The sequence below is a fragment of the Pseudomonas sp. UTLPPB19802 genome (genome assembly GCF_059730225.1).
In genome coordinates, this window is the sequence record NZ_AP048545.1 from 1,263,873 (window position 1) to 1,284,866 (window position 20,994).

The following is a 20,994-nucleotide window of genomic DNA, read 5'->3' on the forward strand; positions in this document are numbered from 1 at the left end:
CGGGGCCTCGAATAAAGTCGCGTGCCTGCGTGTTCCTGATAGGCGGCTACCTTAATATTTTCTTAACCCGCTCGTTCCAGACTTATGATCGTATTTCTCGATATTTCAAAGCGAAATTTTTCGCTTTAATTCGATAGGTAAATCATTAGTCTTGGGCGCAGTACTTACAGGATCTCTTGACCATGCAGCTACGTAATTCATCCTCACGCTACGGTGCAGTCAGCATGTTCCTGCATTGGGGTGTGGCTCTGGTGGTCTTCGGTCTTTTTGCGCTGGGTTTGTGGATGGTCGGTCTCGACTACTACAGCGAGTATCGCAAGGCGGGTCCGGACCTGCATAAAAGTATCGGCTTGACCTTGTTCGCGGTAATGATCGTACGGGTGATCTGGCGCTTCGTCAGCCCGCCACCACCGGCACCGTCCAACCATGGGCGGCTCACCCGCCTGGGGGCGAAGTTCGGTCATGCGTTCCTCTATCTGGGCCTGTTCGCCCTGATGTTTTCCGGATACCTGATTTCCACCGCAGAAGGTGTCGGGATTCCGGTGTTCAACCTGTTCGACGTGCCGGCCTGGATTTCCAGCATCCCCGATCAGGCGGATGTCGCTGGCACGGTGCACCTGTACCTGGCCTGGACGGTGGTGATCTTTGCCGTTCTGCACGGCCTGGCCGCCCTGAAACACCACTTTATCGATCGTGATGCGACGCTGACCCGCATGCTGGGTCGCAAAGCCTAGATGTTCAACCTCGACTCAAAAGGAATAGAAGTATGTTGAAAAAGACTCTCGCCGCCCTGGCAATCGGTACTGCACTGTTCACTGCCGGTCAGGCGATGGCCGCTGACTACGTGATCGACAAGGAAGGCCAGCACGCCTTCGTCGACTGGAAAATCAGCCACCTGGGCTACAGCTTCGTACACGGTACCTTCAAGGACTGGAGCGGCAAGTTCAGCTTCGACGCCAAGACCCCGGAAGCCAGCAAGATCGAAGTCGAGCTGAAGACCGCCAGCCTGTTCTCCAACCACGCCGAGCGTGACAAGCACATCGCCAGCAAGGATTTCCTGGACGTTGCCAAGTATCCGGAAGCCAAGTTCGTCTCCACCAGCGTCAAATCCACTGGCGAGAAAACTGCTGACGTAACCGGTGACCTGACCCTGCACGGCGTGACCAAGCCGGTCACCTTCAAGGCAACCTTCAACGGCGAAGGCAAGGACCCATGGGGCGGCTACCGTGCCGGCTTCAACGGCACCACTACCCTCAACCTGAACGATTTCGGGATCAAGGGCCCAGGTCCATCCTCGCAGACCCTGGATCTGGACATCTCGTTCGAAGGCGTACAGGCCAAGTAATCCACCCAGCCTGGTCGCATGACAAAACGCCCCCGGTTCTCACGAACCGGGGGCGTTTTTCATTGCCTTGGAAAACTCAGCGATTGCGGGTCAGCAATGCCGGTTTCTCGCCGCGTGGGCGGTTTGGCAACTGATCCAGCTGCTCAGGCGTCAGGGAGCGATCGATCTTCGACTCCTTGTGCATGATTTTCGGCTGGTTTTCACGTGGGCTTTTCACGGCCGGCTCCTGGCGCAGCGACTGATCGTCCCGGGCCGGACGACGGTTGCGTGAGTCGTCGCGGCGCGGTTGGGCGTCGCGCGAAGCGCCATTGCGACCATTGCGTTTCGGCGTGCCAGCACCGGTACCTGCACCGGCTCCGGACTTGGCGCCGTTGTTGCGAGAGCCGTTCTGCCGGCCTGGTGCCGCACCGTTGCGGGGTGCGCCCTGGGCCGGTGCACCTGGACGGCGACCACGGCCTTGTGGCTTGGCGGCCGGAGGCACGTAGTCAACGCGGTTACCGAAGTTGTCCACGTCGTCGTCGAGGAACTCTTCCGGATCGCGATCCGGGGCCGGACGAGGTATCTGGCGCTGCTGCTGGGGCTGCTGCTCGCGAGGCTTCTGCTCGCGGGCCGGGCGCTCGCCGCGACCATTGCTCGCCGACTTTTCCTTGCCGCCCTTGTCCTTGCCCTTGTCCTTGCGACCGCTGCCACTGCCGCCGCCATTGGCCCCGTCACCACGGGGCGCTCGCGCGTTGCGTGGGTTGCGGCCTTCCGGACGCTCACGCACTTCCGGTTTCTCGGCTTCCACGGCGCTGGCGTCGAAGCCCATCAGGTCGCCATCGGCAATTTTCTGCCGAGTCATGCGCTCGATGCTTTTCAGCAGCTTTTCTTCGTCCGGGGCAACCAGGGAAATCGCCTCGCCCGAGCGGCCAGCACGGCCGGTACGGCCGATACGGTGGACGTAGTCTTCATCGACGTTCGGCAGTTCGAAGTTGACCACATGTGGCAACTGGTCGATATCCAGGCCGCGGGCGGCGATATCGGTGGCGACCAGGATACGGATTTCACCGGCCTTGAAGTCGGCGAGGGCCTTGGTTCGGGCGTTCTGGCTCTTGTTGCCGTGGATCGCGGCGGCGCTCAGGCCGTGCTTGTCCAGGTACTCGGCCAGGCGGTTGGCACCATGCTTGGTCCGGGTGAACACCAGCACCTGTTCCCAGGCACCTGTGGTAATCAGGTGGGCCAGCAGCGAACGCTTGTGGCTGGCGGCCAGGCGGAACACACGCTGTTCGATGCGCTCGACCGTGGTGTTCGGCGGCGTGACTTCGATGCGTTCCGGGTTGTGCAGCAGCTTGCCGGCAAGGTCGGTGATGTCCTTGGAGAAGGTCGCCGAGAACAGCAGGTTCTGCCGCTTGGCCGGCAGCCGCGCGAGGACTTTCTTCACGTCGTGGACGAAGCCCATGTCGAGCATGCGGTCGGCTTCATCCAGCACGAGGATTTCCACGTGGGACAGGTCGACGCTGCCTTGTCCGGCCAGGTCCAGCAGGCGTCCGGGGCAGGCGACGAGTACGTCGACGCCACGGGCCATGGCCTGGACCTGCGGGTTCATGCCGACACCACCGAAGATGCAGGCGCTGACGAACTTCAGGTCGCGGGCATACAGCTTGAAGCTGTCATGCACCTGGGCGGCCAGTTCGCGGGTTGGGGTCAGGACCAATACGCGCGGTTGGCGCGGGCCGTGACGCTGGGATTTGTCCGGGTGACCGTTGGGGAACAACCGCTCCAGGATCGGGAGGGCGAAACCGCCGGTTTTACCAGTACCTGTCTGTGCGGCGACCATCAGGTCGCGGCCTTGCAACACGGCGGGAATGGCCCGCTGTTGCACCGGAGTAGGCTCGGTATAGCCGGCAGCCTCGATGGCGCCGACCAAAGCCTCGGAGAGACCGAGGGAAGCAAAGGACATGAGTAATCCTGTTCAGTTAGGGCAAAGCCCGATGGGAATCTTGCCTGGCGTGAATGGCGTCTGGGAGCTGGGCGAAAGCCACCGGCACGTCTGGTGCGGCGTTTTTTTCATCCGGTCCTGGAGGACGCAATCCCGTCCGGTAATGCTGGATCTTGAGGCTCTACGCACAGCGCGCGCTGGCTCTTTGGCGGCGCAGGTCACTGTGTCGGAATACCTGATGCAAGGTCGAGCGTCCGGGCGTAAGCCTGGCGGGAACGCCGGAGTATAACAGAGCAAACGGTGTGTGCCGCTTTCCTGCTGCTCAACGGTTCACTGCTTTTTTCGCACCGGGGCCATGCCGTTGTAGCGGGCGCTGAGCTCGGCATACGCCGGTTCGCGCTTGAAGCGCTTGAGTTCGGCGTTGAAGCGTTGCATCAGCAGATCCATGCCGGCGTTGCGTCGCAGGGCCAGGTACTGCCGGTCGCGACTGATCACGGTGGGGTACTGGGCGATCTGCTCCTGCAGATTCAATGCGTGGAGCACATGCTGGCCGACCCGGCGGTCGGTAATCACCAGGTCGATGCGCCCCAGGGCAAGCTTGCCGAAGTTCGACTCGTGGCTGGGTGCCGGCTCACGCCTGAACAGCCGCGACTCGTTGAAGTCCGCGCCATACAGGTAGCCGGGGGAGACGCCGATGGTCAATCCTCGAAGGTCATCCAGGCTGCTGAAGGGGTGGGGATGTGCCTTGGCGTAGAACAGCACGAACTCCACGTCGGAAAGGGCTTCGTCGGGGTAGAGCAGGTTGTCGTCGCGTCGGCTGCTGTGAAAGATATCCAGCGCACCGTCGGCTTGGCCCTGCTCGAGCATCGCCAGGCAGCGCTTCCAGGGCAGGAACTGCCACTCCACTTCAATTCCCAGGCGCTGGAAGACGATGGCCGTGGTTTCGTAGTCCAACCCCTTGGCCTGGCCGTTTTCCTCATATACGTAGGGCGCCCAGGGTTCGGTGACGATACGCAATCGCTCGCCCCGGGCCGTCAGGCTCAGGCAAGTCAGGAGGATGGCAGTCAGAAGCTGGGCAATGACGGGCATTGCCAGAGAGTACGATGAGGGCGTGGCAAATAGCCAGAGCTACGTGAGGGCTCTATCAGGGGCTGTCCCCGGTCAGCAAGGCTGATTAAAAAGGCCCTGGCTGGGGCGAGGGCCTTTTTGTGACACGGTCGAATCAGCGTGGCAGCTTGAGGTTGTTCCACACCGCCAGGCTCGGCTCGGCCAGGTTCAGGGTGTAGAAGTGCAGCCCTGGGGCGCCGCCTTGCAGCAGGCGTTCGCACATCTCGGTGACCACCTGCTCGCCGAACGCCTGGATGCCCTGGCTGTCATCGCCGTAGGCTTCCAGCTGCTTGCGGATCCAGCGGGGGATTTCCGCGCCGCAGGCATCGGAGAACCGCGCCAGTTTGCTGTAGTTGGTGATCGGCATGATGCCCGGCACGATCGGAATGTTCACGCCCAGTGCCCGCACGCGGTCGACGAAGTAGAAGTAGCTGTCGGCGTTGAAGAAGTACTGGGTGATCGCACTGTCGGCACCGGCATTGGCCTTGCGCACGAAGTGCTGGATATCGTCCTCGAAGTTGCGCGCTTGCGGGTGCATTTCCGGGTAGGCGGCGACTTCGATGTGGAAATGGTTGCCGGTCTCTTCACGGATGAAGCTGACCAGGTCGTTGGCGTGGCGCAATTCGCCACTGGCCATGCCCATGCCGGATGGCAGGTCACCACGCAGGGCGACGATGCGCTTGATGCCGGCGTCCTTGTACTGGGTCAGCAGGCCGCGCAGGTCGTCCTTGCTGTCGCCCACGCAGGACAGGTGTGGGGCGGAAGGAACCTTCACCTCATTCTCAAGCTGCAGCACGGTGTTGAGCGTGCGGTCGCGGGTCGAACCGCCAGCGCCATAGGTGCAGGAGAAGAAGTCGGGGTTGTGGCTGGCCAGCTGGCGGGCAGTGGCCAGCAGCTTTTCATGCCCAGCATCGGTCTTGGTCGGGAAGAATTCGAAGCTGTAGCGGCGATCTTGGGACATGGTAATACCTGTGGAAGCTCAGAATACCGATGTGGGAGCGCCGGTGCAGCGCCCCGGCTTGTCTGCGATGCAGGTACCTCGGTTGTTCAGCCATACCGAGGCAATGTCATCGCAGGCGAGTCGGGTCGCGGCACTGTCGCTCCCACAAAGCCTGCTCTCGCCGGGAGAGCAGGCAACCAGGCCGATCAGTAGCGGTAGGCGTGCGGCTTGAACGGACCTTCGACGCTCACGCCGATGTAGTCGGCCTGGGTCTTGGTCAGTTGGGTCACGACGCCGCCGAAGCCGCGGACCATTTCCAGGGCCACTTCTTCGTCGAGCTTCTTGGGCAGTACTTCAACGGTCAGGCGCTCGGCTTTCTGGGCTGGCGACAGGTCGGCGTACTTCTGGTCGAACAGGAAGATCTGCGCCAGCACCTGGTTGGCGAACGAACCGTCCATGATGCGGCTTGGGTGGCCAGTGGCGTTACCCAGGTTTACCAGGCGGCCTTCGGCCAGCAGGATCAGGTAGTCGTCGTTCTGCGGATCGAAATCGCCATGACCGGTGCGGTGGATCTTGTGCACCTGTGGCTTCACTTCTTCCCATGCCCAGTTCTTGCGCATGAAGGCGGTGTCGATTTCGTTGTCGAAGTGACCGATGTTGCAGACCACGGCGCGCTTCTTCAGGGCCTTGAGCATGTTCGCATCGCAGACGTTGACGTTACCGGTGGTGGTGACGATCAGGTCGATCTTGCCCAGCAGGGCCTTGTCGATGCTGGCTTCGGTGCCGTTGTTGATACCGTCGATGAAGGGCGAAACCACTTCGAAGCCGTCCATGCAGGCTTGCATGGCGCAGATCGGGTCGACTTCGGTGACCTTGACGATCATGCCTTCCTGACGCAGGGACTGGGCCGAACCCTTGCCCACGTCACCGTAGCCGATCACCAGGGCCTGCTTGCCCGACAGCAGGTGGTCGGTACCGCGCTTGATGGCATCGTTCAGGCTGTGACGGCAGCCGTACTTGTTGTCGTTCTTGCTCTTGGTGACCGAGTCGTTGACGTTGATCGCAGGGATCTTCAGCTCGCCCTTGGCCAGCATGTCCAGCAGGCGGTGCACGCCGGTGGTGGTTTCCTCGGTCACGCCGTGGACCTTCTCCAGCACGGCTGCGTATTTCTTGTGCAGCAGTTCGGTCAGGTCGCCGCCGTCGTCGAGGATCATGTTGGTGTCCCAAGGCGCGCCGTCCTTGAGAATGGTCTGCTCCAGGCACCACTCGTATTCCTGCTCGGTTTCACCTTTCCAGGCGAAGACCGGAATGCCGGCAGCGGCGATGGCGGCAGCAGCCTGGTCCTGGGTCGAGAAGATGTTGCAGGACGACCAGCGAACTTCGGCACCCAGGGCAACCAGGGTTTCGATCAGCACGGCGGTCTGGATGGTCATGTGGATGCAGCCCAGGATCTTGGCGCCCTTGAGCGGTTGCTCGGCCAGATACTTGCGGCGCAGACCCATCAGTGCCGGCATTTCCGATTCGGCGATGATGATTTCGCGACGGCCCCAGGCAGCCAGGGACATGTCGGCGACTTTGTAGTCGGTGAAATCTGCAGGCGTGTTGACAGCGCTCATAGAGAGCCTCCATTCGTAGTGTGCGAATGGGCGCCGTTGTGCGTTTAGTATCCGGACGCAACAAGACGACCGGAGAACGCCCCATCCGAGCCTGACAGGTCGAACCTGCTGCAGCGCCCCTCGGACAGGTGGCGGGAAAACGGTATCAAGGCAAGATGACCGTTCTAATCGGCGCTGAGTATAGCGGCCTGTCGTGGACTTCCCAAGGGTTTCTGTCGGTTCGATGAAGAATGCTGATGGCGACCATAGTCGAGTGTTCATGGAGCTTGACCGTACGGTCTGCCATCATGGTCGGCATCAATGGCAAGACGGTCAGGAGCGAGCATGAATTTCCACACCCGCAAATGGGTCAAACCCGAAGACCTCAACCCCAACGGCACCCTGTTCGGCGGCAGCCTGTTGCGCTGGATCGACGAGGAAGCGGCGATCTACGCTATCGTCCAGCTGGGCAATCAGCGCGTGGTGACCAAGTACATTTCCGAGATCAACTTCGTCAGCGCCTCGCGCCAGGGCGACATCATCGAACTGGGCATCACCGCCACCGAATTCGGCCGCACCTCGATCACCCTGACGTGTGAAGTGCGCAACAAGATCACCCGCAAGAGCATCCTGACCGTGGAAAAGATGGTCTTCGTCAACCTCGGTGAGGACGGCCTGCCGGCACCGCACGGGCGAACCGAGATCAAGTACGTGAAGGACCAGTTCAAGGAAGACGAGACCGCTTCCAGCCAGTGAACAGCTGCCAGCCCCTGGTGTCCCATCTGCAGGCACACCTAGGGGCAGGCTTCGATGGATACGCAAAAAGACGGCAAGACTCCGGACCTGTCGCCCGAAGAGCGGCAGGACGTCACGCGCAACCAGCCGCCACGGGCGGCGGTGCTGCATGAAATCATCCGCCTGCAGGGCGACCAGGAACTGGAGCGCAGCGTGGCCGCGCTCGGTTGGTCGGCGCTGGCCGCCGGCCTGACCATGGGCCTGTCGCTGATGGCGATGGGCTTGCTCAACTCCCGGCTGCCAGAGGGCGAGGCATTCAAGGTGATCGCCAGTTTCGGCTACTGCGCAGGGTTCCTCGCGGTGATACTCGCGCGCCAGCAACTGTTTACGGAAAATACCCTGACGGCCGTGCTGCCGCTGATGAGCCAGCCAAGCCTGCTCAATCTCGGTCGCTTGCTGCGGCTGTGGGGCGTGGTACTGGCGGGCAATCTCTGCGGCACGCTGCTGGTGGCCTACGTGATGTTGCATCTGCCGATCTTCGACAGCAAGACCGACCTGGCTTTCCTGGAGATCGGTCGCAAGGTCATGGAGCACGAACCGTCTCAAATGTTTGCCAAGGGCATCGTCTCCGGCTGGATGATCGCCACCATGGTCTGGATGATCCCGTCCATGGAAAGCGCAAAGATGTGGATCATCATCCTTATCACCTACCTCATGGCGCTGGGCGACTTCACCCATATCGTGGCCGGCTCGGCCGAGGTTTCGTACCTCGTGTTCGCCGGCGAGCTGTCCTGGCATGAGTTCTGGCTGCACTTCGCCGGACCGACGTTGGCCGGCAATATCATCGGCGGCAGTTGTATCTTCGCCCTGATCAGCCATGCGCAGATTCGCAGCGAAAGCGGGCTACCAAAAATGGGTGGCCAGTCCGAAAAGTGACTGACTGGTGCTCGTGGGTGATGGTTGTGTCCGCAGGGGATTCCAACCATCAAAAAATGAACATGTTCGCGCTCTGGGCCAGTGGATGGGCTACTGTTGTGGGCGTTGCGGTGGATTCGATCGGCCAGTGTGTGGCCGTGCGTGAAACCGGCATGTTCATCATGAAACGCCAATAACAAGGACCTTGTCATGACTCCAGCACTCTGGTGCGTATTGATTGCGATCTTCCTGCCCTACCTCTGCACCGGCATCGCCAAGTTCAGTGGCGGCCGGTTCGGGCTCCGGCAGAACCACGATCCGCGGGCGTTCCTGGAAACCCTCGATGGTTTCGCCAAGCGGGCACACTCAGCTCAATTGAACAGTTTCGAGGTGACCCCGGCCTTTGCGGCCGCGGTGATCATCGCGCATCTGGTCGGCCATGCCTCGCTGGTAACGCTCAACGTACTGGCGGTGCTGTTCATCACCAGTCGACTGCTGTACATCATCTGCTACGTGGCCGACTGGGCAGTGCTGCGTTCGGTGGTCTGGGCGGTGGGGATGGCGCTGATTGCGAGCTTCTTCTTCGTATCCATCTGAGGTCTGGTGAAGGTTTTTCGCGGGCAAGTCGGAATGCCCGCGAATAGTCCCTTCAGGTTTGCGCAGCCATCAGCTGCCGACATCCGGTGTCTGGGGCAGCGCCATGCCCTTGGGCCACAGCATCCAGATATTGCCCTTCTGCTTCATGTCCCCGGCCAGTTGCCCGGCGGCATCGCCGGTGCCCCAGAACAGGTCGGCACGGACTTCGCCGGCAATCGCCCCGCCGGTATCCTGCGCGGCCACCGGCCGCACCAGCGGCGTACCGTCCGGGCGGGTTGTCGACAGCCACAGCAGGCTGCCCAGCGGAATCACCTTGCGGTCCACCGCCACGCTGTAGCCGGCCGTCAGCGGCACGTTCAGCGAGCCACGCGGGCCTTCGTTGCTGTCCGGGTTGCGGGCGAAGAACACGTAGCTCGGGTTGCTGCCCAGCAATTCCGGGATGCGCGTCGGATGCGCCTTGGCCCAGGCACTGATGGTGCCCATGGTGACGTCTTCTTTCTTCAGTTCGCCCTGTTCCACCAGCCAGCGACCGATGGCGCGGTAGGGATGGCCATTCTGGTCGGCGTAGCCGATGCGCAGTTGTCGGCCGTCATCCAGGCGAATCCGGCCCGAGCCCTGGATCTGCAGGAATTGCAGGTCCATCGGATCGGTGAGCCAGGCCAGTACCGGGGCCTTGACGCCCTGGGTGGCGATCAGCGCGGCGTCGTCATAGGGTTTGACGACCCGGCCTTCCAGTCGTCCGCGTAGGCGCTTGCCCTTGAGTTCGGGATAGATGCTCTCCAACTGGACGACGATCAGGTCATCGGGGATGCCGTAGACCGGCACCGAGGCCTTGTCCGTGCGGGTCAGGCTGCCGGGGTAGACGGGTTCGTAGTAGCCGGTGATCAGCCCGTCGGCACTGTTTTGCGCCGAGCGCAGTCCATAGACGTCAAGGTTTTGCTGGAGAAAGCCGCGAATGGCCGCTGCGGTGGCCGGCACGTTGCTCGCGGCGGAGCAGGTGGCTGCCCAGGTGGCATCGTTTTTCAATCGGGTACAGGCGCTGCGCCATGAGGCAAAGCCTGCCAGCAGGTCGGCGTCGGATACGTTTGGCAGGGCTTTCCAGTCGGCCTTGACGTAGGTGGTCACCGGCACATGGGGTTGGTTGTCCTTGCCGTTGCAACCGGCGAGCAGGGCCAGGGCGAGCAGGCTCCAACCCAGGCGTTTGTAAGTGGTGTTCATGAACCAGCGTATTCCTTGAGTGACCACCTGTTCAGTCGTTGTTCAGGTAATCCATTCATTTAATGTGGGTATTGGCGGCCTGGCCTATTGGTCTTTGATCTTCAGGCGAGGATACTGGCCGCCGTCTCCCGTGACCTGATGCCATCATGACTATCAAGAAAATAATCGTTGTATTGCTGGCTGGCCTGAGCCTCACCGCCTGTGGCGGTCTCGACCCGAACTCGCCATTGGCCCAGCGCAAGGCCATTTTCAAGCAGATGCTCAAGACCAGCGAAGACCTGGGCGGCATGCTGCGTGGGCGCATTCCCTTCGATGGCCCGCGTTTTGCCGAGGGGGCGATCAAGCTGGATGCCCTGTCCCACGAACCATGGAAACACTTTCCGCAGGTCAAGGAAACGGAACATACCAGCGCCAGGGACGCTGTCTGGCAAAAGCAGGCGCGCTTCCAGGAGCTGGCCCGCTCGCTGGAGGCGGCCACTGGCGAACTGGTGGTTGCCAGCAAGGTCCAGCCCTACCAGGCCAGCCTGTTGAGGCCGGCGGTGGAGCGGGTCGAGGATGCCTGCGATGCCTGCCACAAGGAGTTTCGTGATCACTGAGTAGGCGCTGCGCTACTTGTCCAGTTCGTCCAGCGCTTCCTGCAGGTCCTTGCGTGATTGGGCCAGCTTGTCCTTGCGCTTGTTGATCTTGTCCGCATCGCCCTTTTTCATTGCCTTGTCGAGGTCGGCCTGGCGGCGACTGACTTCGTGGCGGGCATCGAGCACCTTGTTTTCCCGCTCTTTTTTCAGCGAGGCATCGGTGCAGTGGTTGGTGACCTCATCCAGGGCCTTTTCCAGGCCGGCCTGCTGCTCGCTGTTGCCTTGTGTCCTGGCGATGGCAAGTTGGTCGCCGATGGACTGGCGCTTGGCGGCGCAGCCGGTCAGCTCGGGTTGTTCCTCGGCGGCCAGGAGTGGGGCAGCCATGACGGTACACAATGTGAAAAGCACCAGTGGCGAGGAAAATTTCATGAAGGCTCCGTGCTGAAAATAGTGAAAAGTGACAATGAATAAAAAAAACCGACTCGACTGTATGAATGTTCCGATTTGGCTCACAGCTTTTTCTTCAGAACCCATCGACCCCGGCGACACGTAATGATTCAGCCAGGGCCACCACTTGCGGCTCTCGAAAGAAGGCACTCAACTGCGCGGCTCGTCCGGGGCCCACACCGGGTTCAGCCTGCCAGTCTCCGGCAGACCGGCCAGCCAGCGACTGCCAGTTGCCGTGCAACCTGAGGCTGGCGGCGGCTGGCAACCCCAGGGCCTTGAGCCAGCGCTCGAAGGGTCTTTGCCGGGCCAACTGGGCGTTATCGAGCAACTGCCGACTGCCCTGTGGACCCAAGCCGCTAATGTTAGCAAGCTCGTGGGCATCGAGGGTCAGCCAATCGAGCAGTTGTTCGAGGCGACCGGCGCGAACCAGCTTCTCCCAGGTGCCTCGTCCCAGCCTGGGCAATTCCAGCCCCTGCTTGCCGCTCAGCCACGTCAGCCGGGCGAGGAACTGGCTTTCGCAGGCCTGGCTGTAGCGCCAGCAACTCGACTCATGAAAGTCGTCAGGGGCCGGGACTTCCAGTGCTTCGCGTTCGACGCTGCGCCAGACCACGTCGTCCAGTCGCGGAATGGTCAGGCCGGCCAGGCTGATGGCCACCTGGTCGCCAGGGCGAATATCCAGCTCCTGCCAGCGTTGCAGAGAGCCGACACTGACCCGCCTGATCTGCCGGTCGTCGAGGTGCACCGGGTCCAGTTCGAGCATGGGCGTGATCCGTCCGGTACGACCGATCTTGAACTTGACCTTGCGCACATGGGCCAGGGCCTGGGCATAGGGGTATTTCCAGGCGACGCTCCAATACGGTGGTCGTGGTTGCCAGAGGTGCGCCGAGGGCCGCTGGCCCTGGCGCAGGACCACGCCATCACTGGCGAACGGCAGCGGTTGGCGAAACCAATGCTCGCGCCATTGCCGGGCTTCGGCAAACTGGCTGATCGGTTGACTGTAGGTTGCGCTGTCGGGGAAGCCCAGTGCGCTCAGACCTTGCAGGCGTTCGCGCATGGTGGGTGGGCCGTCGGGCCAATCCCAGACGAACAGACCAATACCCTCGGCTTCATGGTCTTGCATGTGGTGGCGGGCCATCAGGCCTGCGACCTTGCTGCGGGCGTTCAGGCTGCCGTGTTCGGTCTGGACATGATCGCGCTGGCGCCAGTACAGCTCGCCCTGCAGTACCAGGTCGAGCGGCTGCGACAGCTGCGCGGGAATTGCCGCGATCTTGCGGGCGTGGTGGGTCCAGTCCTGGCCCTTGGCGCCATCGCCGCGACTGATGGCCTGGTGCAGTCGGCCTTGGCGATAACTGAGTGTGACGGCCACGCCATCGACCTTGGGCTGGATCCAGAGATCCTGGCGGGTACTGACCCAGTCCCGGACTGCCTGCTCGTCCGGCAGTTTGTCGAGCCCGGTATGGGCGATCGGATGAGGAACAGGCCCGCGTGCCTTGAGCAGGGCAGTGTCCCGCTGGGCCTCGCCAGGGCTGAAGCAGCCGCGCCAGTGTTGCAGGGTTTGGCGGGACTGGTCATAGAGTTCGTCAGCCACCGGTGACAAGCCCTGGCGGTGGTAGCGCTCGTCCCATTCGGCGACTTGCTGTCCAAGCGCGTCTATCTCGCGCAGTGCGCGTTCTGTCGGCCACTCCGGGCACGACGCGGCCTGGGCGGTGATGCACCAAATGAAAATCGGGAAACCGTGGAAGAAACGCATGCCGGAGCGTCCTTGCTCGACTGAAAAGCAAAGCCTAGATCAGTCCCGGCATTAAAAAGCCCCGCAAGGGCGGGGCTTTCTTACCGCGTGTGTCGGCTCACTTGAACAGGCCACCGAGTGCCTTGATGCCGGCGTCGATTGCCTGGGCCTTGGGGTCCTGGGGCGCGGCGGTGTTGGTGATCGGCTGCTGGTTGCTGGCCACGCCGCTGCAACTGGCGGTGATGTGGTCAACGGCCAACTCCAGGCCATTGGCTTTCACGTTATCGCCCTTGACCTTGGCAGCGTAGATCTGTTTTTGCAGATCCTGCACTTGCTTGGGGTCGCAACTGCCGGCGTTGGCCGTGGTGCCGGTCGTTTGTGTCGTGCCACCGCCGCCCAGCTGTGCTGCCAGGTTGGTGAGCGCGCTCAGATCGGCGGCTTGAGTTGGAAGGGAGAAAAGACCGAGCAGGATCGCGGCGGGCGCGATAGCGGAAATACGCATGGCAAACCTCAATGTTCGATTGCCGACGCATCAGGAAGGTCTCGAACAGGCGCCGTGCAATATCCAGGGGAGAAACAGGGTTCGAGATCGCGGAATATAAGGAAACATGTTTGTACAGGGAATTACCGGTGGTCATGAAAAAGCCCTTCAGGGCGAACCATGAAGGGCTTTTGTGACACAACCGACACATTTACAAGCCGGCAGCAGCTCGCAGGGCGTCGATGCGGTCGGTTTTTTCCCAGGTGAAGGTGGTGAAGGTGTCTTCACCGACGGTCTTCTGCTCCGGGGTACGACCGAAGTGTCCGTAGGCTGCGGTTTCCTGGTACATCGGGTGCAGCAGGTCGAGCATGGTGGTGATGGCGTATGGGCGCAGGTCGAAGATCTCGCGGACCAGCTGGATGATCTTGTCATCGCTGATCTTGCCGGTGCCAAAGGTGTTCAACGAGATAGAAGTCGGCTGGGCGACACCGATCGCGTAGGAAACCTGGATTTCGCAACGGTCGGCCAGGCCGGCGGCGACGATGTTCTTGGCTACGTAGCGACCGGCGTAGGCCGCCGAACGGTCAACCTTGGACGGGTCCTTGCCGGAGAACGCGCCACCGCCGTGACGGGCCATGCCGCCGTAGCTGTCGACGATGATCTTGCGACCGGTCAGGCCGCAGTCGCCCACCGGGCCACCGATGATGAAGTTGCCGGTCGGGTTGATGTGGAACTGGGTGTCCTTGGTCAGCAGCTCGGCCGGAATGACGTGCTTGACGATCAGCTCCATAACGCCTTCGCGCAGGTCGTTGTAGGACACGTCAGGGTTGTGCTGGGTCGACAGGACGATGGCGTCGACGCCAACCACCTTGCCGCCTTCGTAGCGGCAGGTCACCTGCGACTTGGCATCCGGGCGCAGCCACGGCAGCAGGCCGGACTTGCGGGCTTCGGCCTGGCGCTGGACCAGTTGGTGGGAGTAGGCGATCGGGGCTGGCATCAGCTCCGGGGTTTCGTTGCTGGCGTAGCCGAACATCAGGCCCTGGTCGCCGGCGCCCTGGTCTTCCGGCTTGCTGCGGTCAACGCCCTGGGCGATGTCCACCGACTGCTTGCCGATGATGTTCATCACGCCACAGGTGGCGCCGTCGAAGCCGACGTCGGAGCTGTTGTAGCCGATATCGAGGATCACATTGCGGACGATGTCTTCCAGGTCGACCCAGGCCGAAGTGGTGACTTCGCCAGCGATGATCGCCACGCCGGTTTTCACCAGGGTTTCGCAGGCGACGCGGGCGAACTTGTCCTGGGCAATGATGGCGTCCAGCACCGCATCGGAGATCTGGTCGGCGATTTTGTCCGGATGCCCTTCAGACACGGACTCGGAGGTGAAAACGGAATATTCGCTCATATCGATGGTTTTCCTGAGTTTACCGATGTTGAGTGGCACCAGCCGGTCGCTGAAAGTGGCGAACCTGGATCTGGAAACCATTACGTAAGCCTACATAAAGGCTGTCCCCGGGGACGAGCCCCGCAGCGATGGCCCAACGGGCCAGGTCTTCCTGTTCGAACCCCAGCCAGAGATCACCGCAGGCCTCCCTGGCCCAGCTCTGGTTGTGGCTGCATAACTCTGTTACCAGCAGGCTGCCGCCGGGTTGCAGCAACCCGGTCATCTGCTTCAAGGCTTCGGCCGGCGCGGCGAAATGGTGCAGGACCATGTTCAGGACCACGCAGTCGGCCTGGATACTGTTGTTCTGCAGGGCGTCGGCCAGTTTCAGGCTGACATTGGTCAGCGCCTCGCGTTCGCACAGCTGGCGCGCCATATCGAGCATCGCCGGGCTGTTGTCCAGCGCCGTGACCTGCTGGAAGCGCCGTGCCAGGTCAGGCAGGAAGCCGCCGTCGCCGGGGCCGATCTCCAGGGCCGTGGCGTTTGCGGCGAAGTTGAGCTTGTCGAGCAGGGCCAGGACGCTGTCGCGGTATTGGGGCAGGCCGGCGATCAGGTCCTGTTGGGCGCGGAATTTTTCCGCCACCTTCGCGAAGAAATCCTGGCTGGCGGCAGCCCGTTGTCCGTGTACCTGGGTAATACGGGCCTGCACCTCGACCGGCAGTTGCAGGTCGTCGACCTCATCGAGCAGCGCGGCGTGCAGTCGGCCTCCCGGTAGTTCGGTGTGGGGCAGGGCACGACGATAGAAGATCGCGTTGCCCTCGCGGCGGGTCGCCACCAGTCCAGCCTGGGCCAGCACCTTGAGGTGGTGGCTCATGCCGGATTGGCCGATGGCGAAAATCTGTGCCAGCTCCAGCACGCCGAACGAGTCGTTGGCCAGCGCCCGCAATACATTGAGCCGCAACGGATCGCCGCCGGCCTTGCACAGGGCGGACAGCTCGTCGCAATGATCATGAAGCAGGGCGGGTGCAGGTAGATTCATAAGTTCCGCAGTCTAGTCAGCGTGGTGGCGACCCGCAAGGTCAATATCAAAAACTTTTGATATTGCGTGATAAATGGCACTTTCCCGTTTTTCCGTTGCTCTACAGACGAAGCGCGGAAAGGATTCATCAGCGAGATGCGCAATTATCGGCGGGAAAAAAGCGCCTGAACGACTATCTGTCATTGCCCCGAGGGCTCTCCCTGAGGGAAAATACACGCCTTTTTTCCGTTTCGTTTCAATATCAAATCCCAGGAGATCAGCGATGCCCAGCCGTCGTGAGCGTGCCAACGCCATTCGTGCCCTCAGCATGGATGCCGTGCAAAAAGCCAACAGCGGCCATCCCGGTGCCCCCATGGGCATGGCGGATATCGCCGAAGTGCTTTGGCGTGATTATCTGAAACACAACCCAAGCAACCCGTCCTTCGCCGACCGTGACCGTTTCGTCCTGTCCAATGGCCACGGCTCGATGCTGATCTACTCGTTGCTGCACCTGACCGGCTACGACCTGTCGATCGACGACCTGAAGAGCTTCCGTCAATTGCACAGTCGTACCCCGGGCCACCCGGAATTCGGCTACACCCCAGGCGTGGAAACCACTACCGGCCCGCTCGGCCAGGGTCTGGCCAACGCCGTCGGTTTCGCCCTGGCGGAAAAGGTCCTGGGCGCCCAGTTCAACCGTCCTGGCCACAACATCGTCGACCACCACACCTATGTGTTCCTGGGTGACGGTTGCATGATGGAAGGCATTTCCCACGAAGTGGCGTCCCTGGCCGGTACCCTGGGCCTGGGCAAGCTGATCGCCTTCTACGACGACAACGGCATCTCCATCGACGGTGAAGTCGAAGGCTGGTTCACCGACGATACGCCGAAGCGTTTCGAGTCCTACAACTGGCAGGTGATCCGCAACGTCGACGGCCACGATCCGGAAGAGATCAAGACCGCCATCGAAACTGCCCGCAAGAGCGAGCAGCCGACCCTGATCTGCTGCAAGACCACCATCGGCTTCGGTTCGCCGAACAAGCAGGGCAAGGAAGATTGCCACGGCGCCCCGCTGGGTGACGCGGAAATCGCCCTGACCCGTGCCGCGCTGAAGTGGAACCACGGCCCATTCGAAATCCCGGCCGACATCTACGCCGAGTGGGATGCCAAGGAAGCCGGCCGTGCCGTCGAGGCCGAGTGGGACCAGCGTTTCGCGGCCTACTCCGCGGCTTTCCCGACCGAAGCCAACGAACTGATCCGTCGCCTGAGCGGCGAACTGCCAGCCGATTTCTCGGAAAAGGCCTCGGCCTACATCGCCGAAGTCGCGGCCAAGGGCGAAACCATCGCCAGCCGCAAGGCCAGCCAGAACACCCTGAACGCCTTCGGCCCGCTGCTGCCCGAGTTCCTCGGCGGTTCGGCGGACCTGGCCGGTTCCAACCTGACCCTGTGGAAAGGCTGCAAGGGCGTCAGCGCCGAAGATGCCAGCGGCAACTACATGTATTACGGCGTGCGTGAGTTCGGCATGACCGCGATCATGAACGGCGTTGCTCTGCACGGCGGCCTGGTGCCTTACGGCGCGACCTTCCTGATGTTCATGGAATACGCCCGCAACGCAGTGCGCATGTCGGCACTGATGAAGCAGCGCGTGATCCATGTCTACACCCACGACTCCATCGGTCTGGGCGAAGACGGTCCGACCCACCAGCCGATCGAGCAACTGACCAGTCTGCGCAGCACGCCTAACCTCGACACCTGGCGCCCAGCCGACGCGGTGGAGTCCGCCGTGGCCTGGAAGCACGCGATCGAGCGCAAGGATGGTCCATCGGCGCTGATCTTCTCCCGCCAGAACCTGCAACATCAGCAGCGCGACGCGGCGCAGATCGACAACATCAGCCGCGGTGGCTATGTGCTCAAGGATTGCGCAGGCGAGCCTGAGCTGATCCTGATCTCCACCGGTTCGGAAGTTGGCCTGGCGGTACAAGCCTTCGACAAGCTGACCGAGCAGGGCCGCAAGGTCCGCGTGGTGTCCATGCCGTGCACCAGCCTGTTCGACGCCCAGGATGCCAGCTACAAGCAGGCGGTCCTGCCACTGGAAGTGGGGGCGCGTATCGCCATCGAGGCCGCCCATGCCGACTACTGGTACAAGTACGTGGGCCTGGAAGGTCGCGTCATCGGCATGACCACCTACGGTGAGTCGGCGCCTGCGGCAGCCCTGTTCGAAGAGTTCGGTTTCACCCTGGAGAACATCTTGGGTCAGGCTGAGGAACTGCTGGAAGACTGAGTCCGGCGATAGTCCGGGCCGGCCCCTTCGCGGGCAAGCCCTGCTCCTACAGTACGGTGTCGTGCACAAATGCTGCGTACGACATGCGATATGTAGGAGCAGGGCTTGCCCGCGAAGACGGCAGCCCAGTCACCGCCTGCCTCCCTGGTTCACAGACAGTCCCGTTATCATGGAACCCATGCCCCGGCATGGGTTCTTGATGTTCAAGCTCCGGCGAGATCCCCATGCCTCAACCGCGTCCCTACAGAGTTGCCCTCAACGGCTATGGCCGTATCGGTCGTTGTGTCCTGCGTGCACTGTTCGAGCGAGGGGACCGCGCGGGCCTGGAAATCGTCGCCCTCAACGATCTGGCCGACATGGCCAGCGTTGAATACCTGACACGTTTCGACTCCACCCACGGCCGTTTCCCCGGCGAAGTGCGGGTCGAGGACGATTGTCTGCATATCAATGGCCGTTGCGTGAAAGTCTTGCGCAGCGCCAACCCGGAAGAAATCGACTGGGCCGCCCTGGATGTCGACCTGGTGCTGGAGTGCTCCGGCGCCTACCACACCCGCGAAGACGGCCAGCGTTTCATCGACGCGGGTGCGCCACGGGTGCTGTTCTCCCAGCCGATGGCCAGCGAGACGGCGGTCGACGCCACCATCGTCTATGGGGTCAACCAGGACTGCCTGACCGGTGACGAACTGCTGGTCTCCAATGCCTCCTGCACCACCAACTGCAGCGTGCCGCTGCTGCGCCTGCTGGACCAGGCGATCGGCCTGGAGCACATATCGATCACCACCATCCACTCGGCGATGAACGACCAGCCGGTGATCGACGCCTACCACGCCGAGGATTTGCGCCGTACGCGCTCGGCCTTCCAGTCGATCATCCCGGTGTCCACCGGCCTGGCCCGAGGCATCGAACGACTGCTGCCGGAACTTGCCGGCCGAATCCAGGCCAAAGCGGTACGGGTGCCGACCGTGAACGTGTCCTGTCTCGATATCACGATGCAGACCGTCAGCGACACCGATGCCGTGGAGGTCAACCGGATCCTGCGCGAGGCCGCCACCAGCGGTCCGCTCAAGGGCCTGCTGGCCTATACCGAGCTGCCCCACGCCAGCTGCGATTTCAACCATGACCCTCATTCGGCGATTGTCGATGCGAGTCAGACCCGCGTTTCCGGCCCAAGGCTGGTCAATGTGCTGGCCTGGTTCGACAACGAATGGGGTTTTGCCAACCGAATGATCGACGTTGCAGGGCATTACCTGAACGTTGTCCACCAAAAACCGTAAACCAGAGATTGCGACCCATGACCGTGTTGAAGATGACCGACCTCGACCTGCAAGGTAAGCGCGTACTGATCCGCGAAGACCTCAACGTTCCTGTGAAGGACGGTGTTGTCACCAGCGATGCGCGTATCCTGGCTTCGCTGCCGACCATCAAGCTGGCCCTGGAGAAAGGCGCTGCAGTGATGATCTGCTCGCACCTGGGCCGTCCAACCGAGGGTGAGTTCTCGGCCGAGAACAGCCTGCAGCCGGTGGCCGACTACCTGGCCAAGGCCCTGGGCCGTGATGTGCCGCTGGTGGCCGACTACCTGGACGGCGTCGACGTCAAGGCCGGCGACCTGGTGTTGTTCGAGAACGTGCGTTTCAACAAGGGCGAGAAAAAGAACGCCGATGAGCTGGCCCAGAAATACGCCGCCCTGTGCGACGTGTTCGTGATGGACGCCTTCGGTACTGCCCACCGTGCCGAGGGTTCGACCCATGGCGTGGCCAAGTTCGCCAAGGTCGCCGCTGCCGGCCCGCTGCTGGCCGCCGAACTGGAAGCCCTGGGCAAGGCCCTGGGCGCGCCAGCCAAGCCGATGGCCGCGATCGTCGCCGGCTCCAAGGTGTCGACCAAGCTCGACGTGCTGAACAGCCTGAGCCAGATCTGCGACCAACTGATCGTCGGTGGCGGCATCGCCAACACCTTCCTGGCCGCTGCCGGCCACCCGGTGGGCAAGTCGCTGTACGAGCCTGACCTGCTGGAGACGGCCCGTGCCATCGCTGCCAAGGTCAGCGTGCCGCTGCCAGTGGACGTGGTAGTCGCCAAGGAATTCGCCGAAAGCGCCGCCGCCACCGTGAAACTGATCGCCGACGTGGCCGCCGACGACATGATCCTCGACATCGGCCCGCAGACCGCCGCGCAATTCGCCGAGCTGCTGAAGTCGTCGAAGACCATCCTGTGGAACGGTCCGGTGGGTGTATTCGAGTTCGACCAGTTCGGCAACGGCACCAAGGTGCTGGCCAAGGCCATCGCCGAAAGCGACGCGTTCTCCATCGCTGGTGGCGGTGACACCCTGGCGGCGATCGACAAGTACGGCGTTGCTGCAGATATCTCCTACATTTCTACCGGTGGCGGTGCGTTCCTCGAGTTCGTCGAAGGCAAGGTGTTGCCGGCCGTGGAAGTGCTGGAAAGCCGCGCCAAGGCCTGAGTCGGTATTGGCCGTTGAAAGGGATTATTCATATGGTCAAGCCACTTGCGCTGCTGATCGTCGTTGCAACGCTGGCCGGATGCGCCAGCGACCCCGACACCCAGCCAGCCGGGCAAACCCCCGAGCCGGCCGGCAAGGGCTGCCACCAGGCTGACTGGCAGGCGGAAACCGCGCCGCTGTTGAACAAGCGCCAGGGCCCGGATGGCCTGGAAAAATACGAAGCCCAGTCCCCGGCTCGGGAACAGGGTTGCCCTTGACGG

Annotated in this window: 20 protein-coding genes and 1 riboswitch; of the genes, 10 read left to right on the forward strand and 10 right to left on the reverse strand. The window is 62.2% G+C overall.

All coding sequences use genetic code 11. From position 1 onward, the window contains the following. Positions 1-182 precede the first annotated feature (182 nt). Both AC6I6U_RS05705 and AC6I6U_RS05710 read left to right on the forward strand, forming a co-directional pair. Entirely contained in the window at positions 183-734 is a 552-nt protein-coding gene (locus AC6I6U_RS05705; RefSeq protein ID WP_497881061.1) for a cytochrome b, read from the forward strand. Positions 735-766: 32 nt separating this feature from the next. Further along, positions 767-1,345, forward strand: coding sequence for a YceI family protein (locus AC6I6U_RS05710; protein ID WP_497881062.1), 579 nt, complete (start codon positions 767-769; stop codon positions 1,343-1,345). A gap of 76 nt (positions 1,346-1,421) precedes the next feature. Here the strand turns inward: AC6I6U_RS05710 and rhlE2 are convergent, their stop codons facing one another. The 4 genes from rhlE2 to ahcY all read right to left on the reverse strand — a co-directional run bounded on the left by rhlE2 (position 1,422) and on the right by ahcY (position 6,926). After that, a complete protein-coding gene (gene rhlE2 / locus AC6I6U_RS05715) occupies positions 1,422-3,284 on the reverse strand; it encodes an RNA helicase RhlE2 (protein ID WP_497881063.1) in 1,863 nt (620 codons plus the stop codon). Between the two features lie 309 nt (positions 3,285-3,593). Beyond that, positions 3,594-4,352, reverse strand: a complete 759-nt coding sequence (locus tag AC6I6U_RS05720; RefSeq protein ID WP_497881064.1) for a substrate-binding periplasmic protein — start codon at positions 4,350-4,352, stop codon at positions 3,594-3,596. A gap of 133 nt (positions 4,353-4,485) precedes the next feature. Further along, on the reverse strand, positions 4,486-5,331 hold the full coding sequence (gene metF, locus AC6I6U_RS05725; protein WP_497881065.1) for a methylenetetrahydrofolate reductase [NAD(P)H]: 846 nt from the start codon (positions 5,329-5,331) through the stop codon (positions 4,486-4,488). Between the two features lie 185 nt (positions 5,332-5,516). Next, positions 5,517-6,926, reverse strand: a complete 1,410-nt coding sequence (ahcY, locus tag AC6I6U_RS05730) for an adenosylhomocysteinase (RefSeq protein ID WP_497881066.1) — start codon at positions 6,924-6,926, stop codon at positions 5,517-5,519. 21 nt (positions 6,927-6,947) lie between these two features. Beyond that, a riboswitch (S-adenosyl-L-homocysteine riboswitch) is annotated at positions 6,948-7,054 on the reverse strand. Positions 7,055-7,250: 196 nt separating this feature from the next. Here ahcY and AC6I6U_RS05735 point away from each other — a divergent pair. The 3 genes from AC6I6U_RS05735 (at position 7,251) to AC6I6U_RS05745 (ending at position 9,152) form a co-directional block, all read left to right on the forward strand. Next, positions 7,251-7,661 (forward strand): acyl-CoA thioesterase, encoded by a 411-nt coding sequence (locus AC6I6U_RS05735; protein WP_497881067.1) that lies wholly within the window; start codon positions 7,251-7,253, stop codon positions 7,659-7,661. Between the two features lie 54 nt (positions 7,662-7,715). Next, complete coding sequence (locus AC6I6U_RS05740) at positions 7,716-8,576, forward strand: formate/nitrite transporter family protein (protein WP_497881068.1); 861 nt, start codon at positions 7,716-7,718, stop codon at positions 8,574-8,576. 189 nt (positions 8,577-8,765) lie between these two features. Beyond that, on the forward strand, positions 8,766-9,152 hold the full coding sequence (locus tag AC6I6U_RS05745; RefSeq protein ID WP_497881069.1) for an MAPEG family protein: 387 nt from the start codon (positions 8,766-8,768) through the stop codon (positions 9,150-9,152). A 69-nt stretch (positions 9,153-9,221) separates the two neighbouring features. Here the strand turns inward: AC6I6U_RS05745 and mltA are convergent, their stop codons facing one another. Continuing rightward, positions 9,222-10,370, reverse strand: coding sequence for a murein transglycosylase A (gene mltA / locus AC6I6U_RS05750; RefSeq protein ID WP_497881070.1), 1,149 nt, complete (start codon positions 10,368-10,370; stop codon positions 9,222-9,224). Between the two features lie 146 nt (positions 10,371-10,516). On the opposite strand from mltA, the gene AC6I6U_RS05755 reads away from it, so the two are divergent. Next, a complete protein-coding gene (locus tag AC6I6U_RS05755) occupies positions 10,517-10,966 on the forward strand; it encodes a c-type cytochrome (protein ID WP_497881071.1) in 450 nt (149 codons plus the stop codon). 12 nt (positions 10,967-10,978) lie between these two features. On the opposite strand, the gene AC6I6U_RS05760 is transcribed toward AC6I6U_RS05755, so the two are convergent. The 5 genes from AC6I6U_RS05760 to AC6I6U_RS05780 form a co-directional block, all read right to left on the reverse strand. Then, positions 10,979-11,374: a DUF1090 domain-containing protein gene (locus AC6I6U_RS05760; RefSeq protein WP_497881072.1), complete on the reverse strand. Its 396-nt coding sequence runs from the start codon at positions 11,372-11,374 to the stop codon at positions 10,979-10,981. 94 nt (positions 11,375-11,468) lie between these two features. Further along, entirely contained in the window at positions 11,469-13,142 is a 1,674-nt protein-coding gene (gene ligB / locus AC6I6U_RS05765) for an NAD-dependent DNA ligase LigB (RefSeq protein ID WP_497881073.1), read from the reverse strand. 97 nt (positions 13,143-13,239) lie between these two features. Next, on the reverse strand, positions 13,240-13,623 hold the full coding sequence (locus AC6I6U_RS05770; protein ID WP_497881074.1) for a DUF1090 family protein: 384 nt from the start codon (positions 13,621-13,623) through the stop codon (positions 13,240-13,242). 190 nt (positions 13,624-13,813) lie between these two features. Continuing rightward, positions 13,814-15,004: a methionine adenosyltransferase gene (gene metK, locus AC6I6U_RS05775; RefSeq protein ID WP_497881075.1), complete on the reverse strand. Its 1,191-nt coding sequence runs from the start codon at positions 15,002-15,004 to the stop codon at positions 13,814-13,816. 19 nt (positions 15,005-15,023) lie between these two features. Further along, positions 15,024-16,019: an ArsR/SmtB family transcription factor gene (locus AC6I6U_RS05780; protein ID WP_497881076.1), complete on the reverse strand. Its 996-nt coding sequence runs from the start codon at positions 16,017-16,019 to the stop codon at positions 15,024-15,026. 262 nt (positions 16,020-16,281) lie between these two features. On the opposite strand from AC6I6U_RS05780, the gene tkt reads away from it, so the two are divergent. From tkt to AC6I6U_RS05800, 4 genes are all read left to right on the forward strand, one after another. Beyond that, on the forward strand, positions 16,282-18,279 hold the full coding sequence (gene tkt / locus AC6I6U_RS05785; RefSeq protein WP_497881077.1) for a transketolase: 1,998 nt from the start codon (positions 16,282-16,284) through the stop codon (positions 18,277-18,279). Between the two features lie 224 nt (positions 18,280-18,503). Continuing rightward, the gene (gene epd / locus AC6I6U_RS05790) at positions 18,504-19,553 is read left to right on the forward strand and encodes an erythrose-4-phosphate dehydrogenase (RefSeq protein WP_497881078.1); all 1,050 of its coding nucleotides are present in this window, start codon (positions 18,504-18,506) and stop codon (positions 19,551-19,553) included. 17 nt (positions 19,554-19,570) lie between these two features. Further along, positions 19,571-20,734, forward strand: coding sequence for a phosphoglycerate kinase (locus AC6I6U_RS05795; RefSeq protein WP_497881079.1), 1,164 nt, complete (start codon positions 19,571-19,573; stop codon positions 20,732-20,734). A gap of 32 nt (positions 20,735-20,766) precedes the next feature. Then, positions 20,767-20,991: a hypothetical protein gene (locus AC6I6U_RS05800; protein WP_497881080.1), complete on the forward strand. Its 225-nt coding sequence runs from the start codon at positions 20,767-20,769 to the stop codon at positions 20,989-20,991. Positions 20,992-20,994: the final 3 nt, after the last annotated feature.

Bases quoted from the DNA above. Each gene is read 5' to 3' on its own strand.
- AC6I6U_RS05800 (WP_497881080.1), top strand. From the start codon at position 20,767: ATGGTCAAGCCACTTGCGCTGCTGATCGTCGTTGCAACGCTGGCCGGA.
- AC6I6U_RS05705 (WP_497881061.1), top strand. From the start codon at position 183: ATGCAGCTACGTAATTCATCCTCACGCTACGGTGCAGTCAGCATGTTC.
- ahcY (WP_497881066.1), bottom strand. From the start codon at position 6,926: ATGAGCGCTGTCAACACGCCTGCAGATTTCACCGACTACAAAGTCGCC.
- ligB (WP_497881073.1), bottom strand. From the start codon at position 13,142: ATGCGTTTCTTCCACGGTTTCCCGATTTTCATTTGGTGCATCACCGCC.
- epd (WP_497881078.1), top strand. From the start codon at position 18,504: ATGCCTCAACCGCGTCCCTACAGAGTTGCCCTCAACGGCTATGGCCGT.
- mltA (WP_497881070.1), bottom strand. From the start codon at position 10,370: ATGAACACCACTTACAAACGCCTGGGTTGGAGCCTGCTCGCCCTGGCC.
- AC6I6U_RS05770 (WP_497881074.1), bottom strand. From the start codon at position 13,623: ATGCGTATTTCCGCTATCGCGCCCGCCGCGATCCTGCTCGGTCTTTTC.
- metK (WP_497881075.1), bottom strand. From the start codon at position 15,004: ATGAGCGAATATTCCGTTTTCACCTCCGAGTCCGTGTCTGAAGGGCAT.
- AC6I6U_RS05755 (WP_497881071.1), top strand. From the start codon at position 10,517: ATGACTATCAAGAAAATAATCGTTGTATTGCTGGCTGGCCTGAGCCTC.
- rhlE2 (WP_497881063.1), bottom strand. From the start codon at position 3,284: ATGTCCTTTGCTTCCCTCGGTCTCTCCGAGGCTTTGGTCGGCGCCATC.
- AC6I6U_RS05740 (WP_497881068.1), top strand. From the start codon at position 7,716: ATGGATACGCAAAAAGACGGCAAGACTCCGGACCTGTCGCCCGAAGAG.
- AC6I6U_RS05795 (WP_497881079.1), top strand. From the start codon at position 19,571: ATGACCGTGTTGAAGATGACCGACCTCGACCTGCAAGGTAAGCGCGTA.
- AC6I6U_RS05720 (WP_497881064.1), bottom strand. From the start codon at position 4,352: ATGCCCGTCATTGCCCAGCTTCTGACTGCCATCCTCCTGACTTGCCTG.
- AC6I6U_RS05760 (WP_497881072.1), bottom strand. From the start codon at position 11,374: ATGAAATTTTCCTCGCCACTGGTGCTTTTCACATTGTGTACCGTCATG.
- tkt (WP_497881077.1), top strand. From the start codon at position 16,282: ATGCCCAGCCGTCGTGAGCGTGCCAACGCCATTCGTGCCCTCAGCATG.
- AC6I6U_RS05745 (WP_497881069.1), top strand. From the start codon at position 8,766: ATGACTCCAGCACTCTGGTGCGTATTGATTGCGATCTTCCTGCCCTAC.
- AC6I6U_RS05735 (WP_497881067.1), top strand. From the start codon at position 7,251: ATGAATTTCCACACCCGCAAATGGGTCAAACCCGAAGACCTCAACCCC.
- metF (WP_497881065.1), bottom strand. From the start codon at position 5,331: ATGTCCCAAGATCGCCGCTACAGCTTCGAATTCTTCCCGACCAAGACC.
- AC6I6U_RS05780 (WP_497881076.1), bottom strand. From the start codon at position 16,019: ATGAATCTACCTGCACCCGCCCTGCTTCATGATCATTGCGACGAGCTG.
- AC6I6U_RS05710 (WP_497881062.1), top strand. From the start codon at position 767: ATGTTGAAAAAGACTCTCGCCGCCCTGGCAATCGGTACTGCACTGTTC.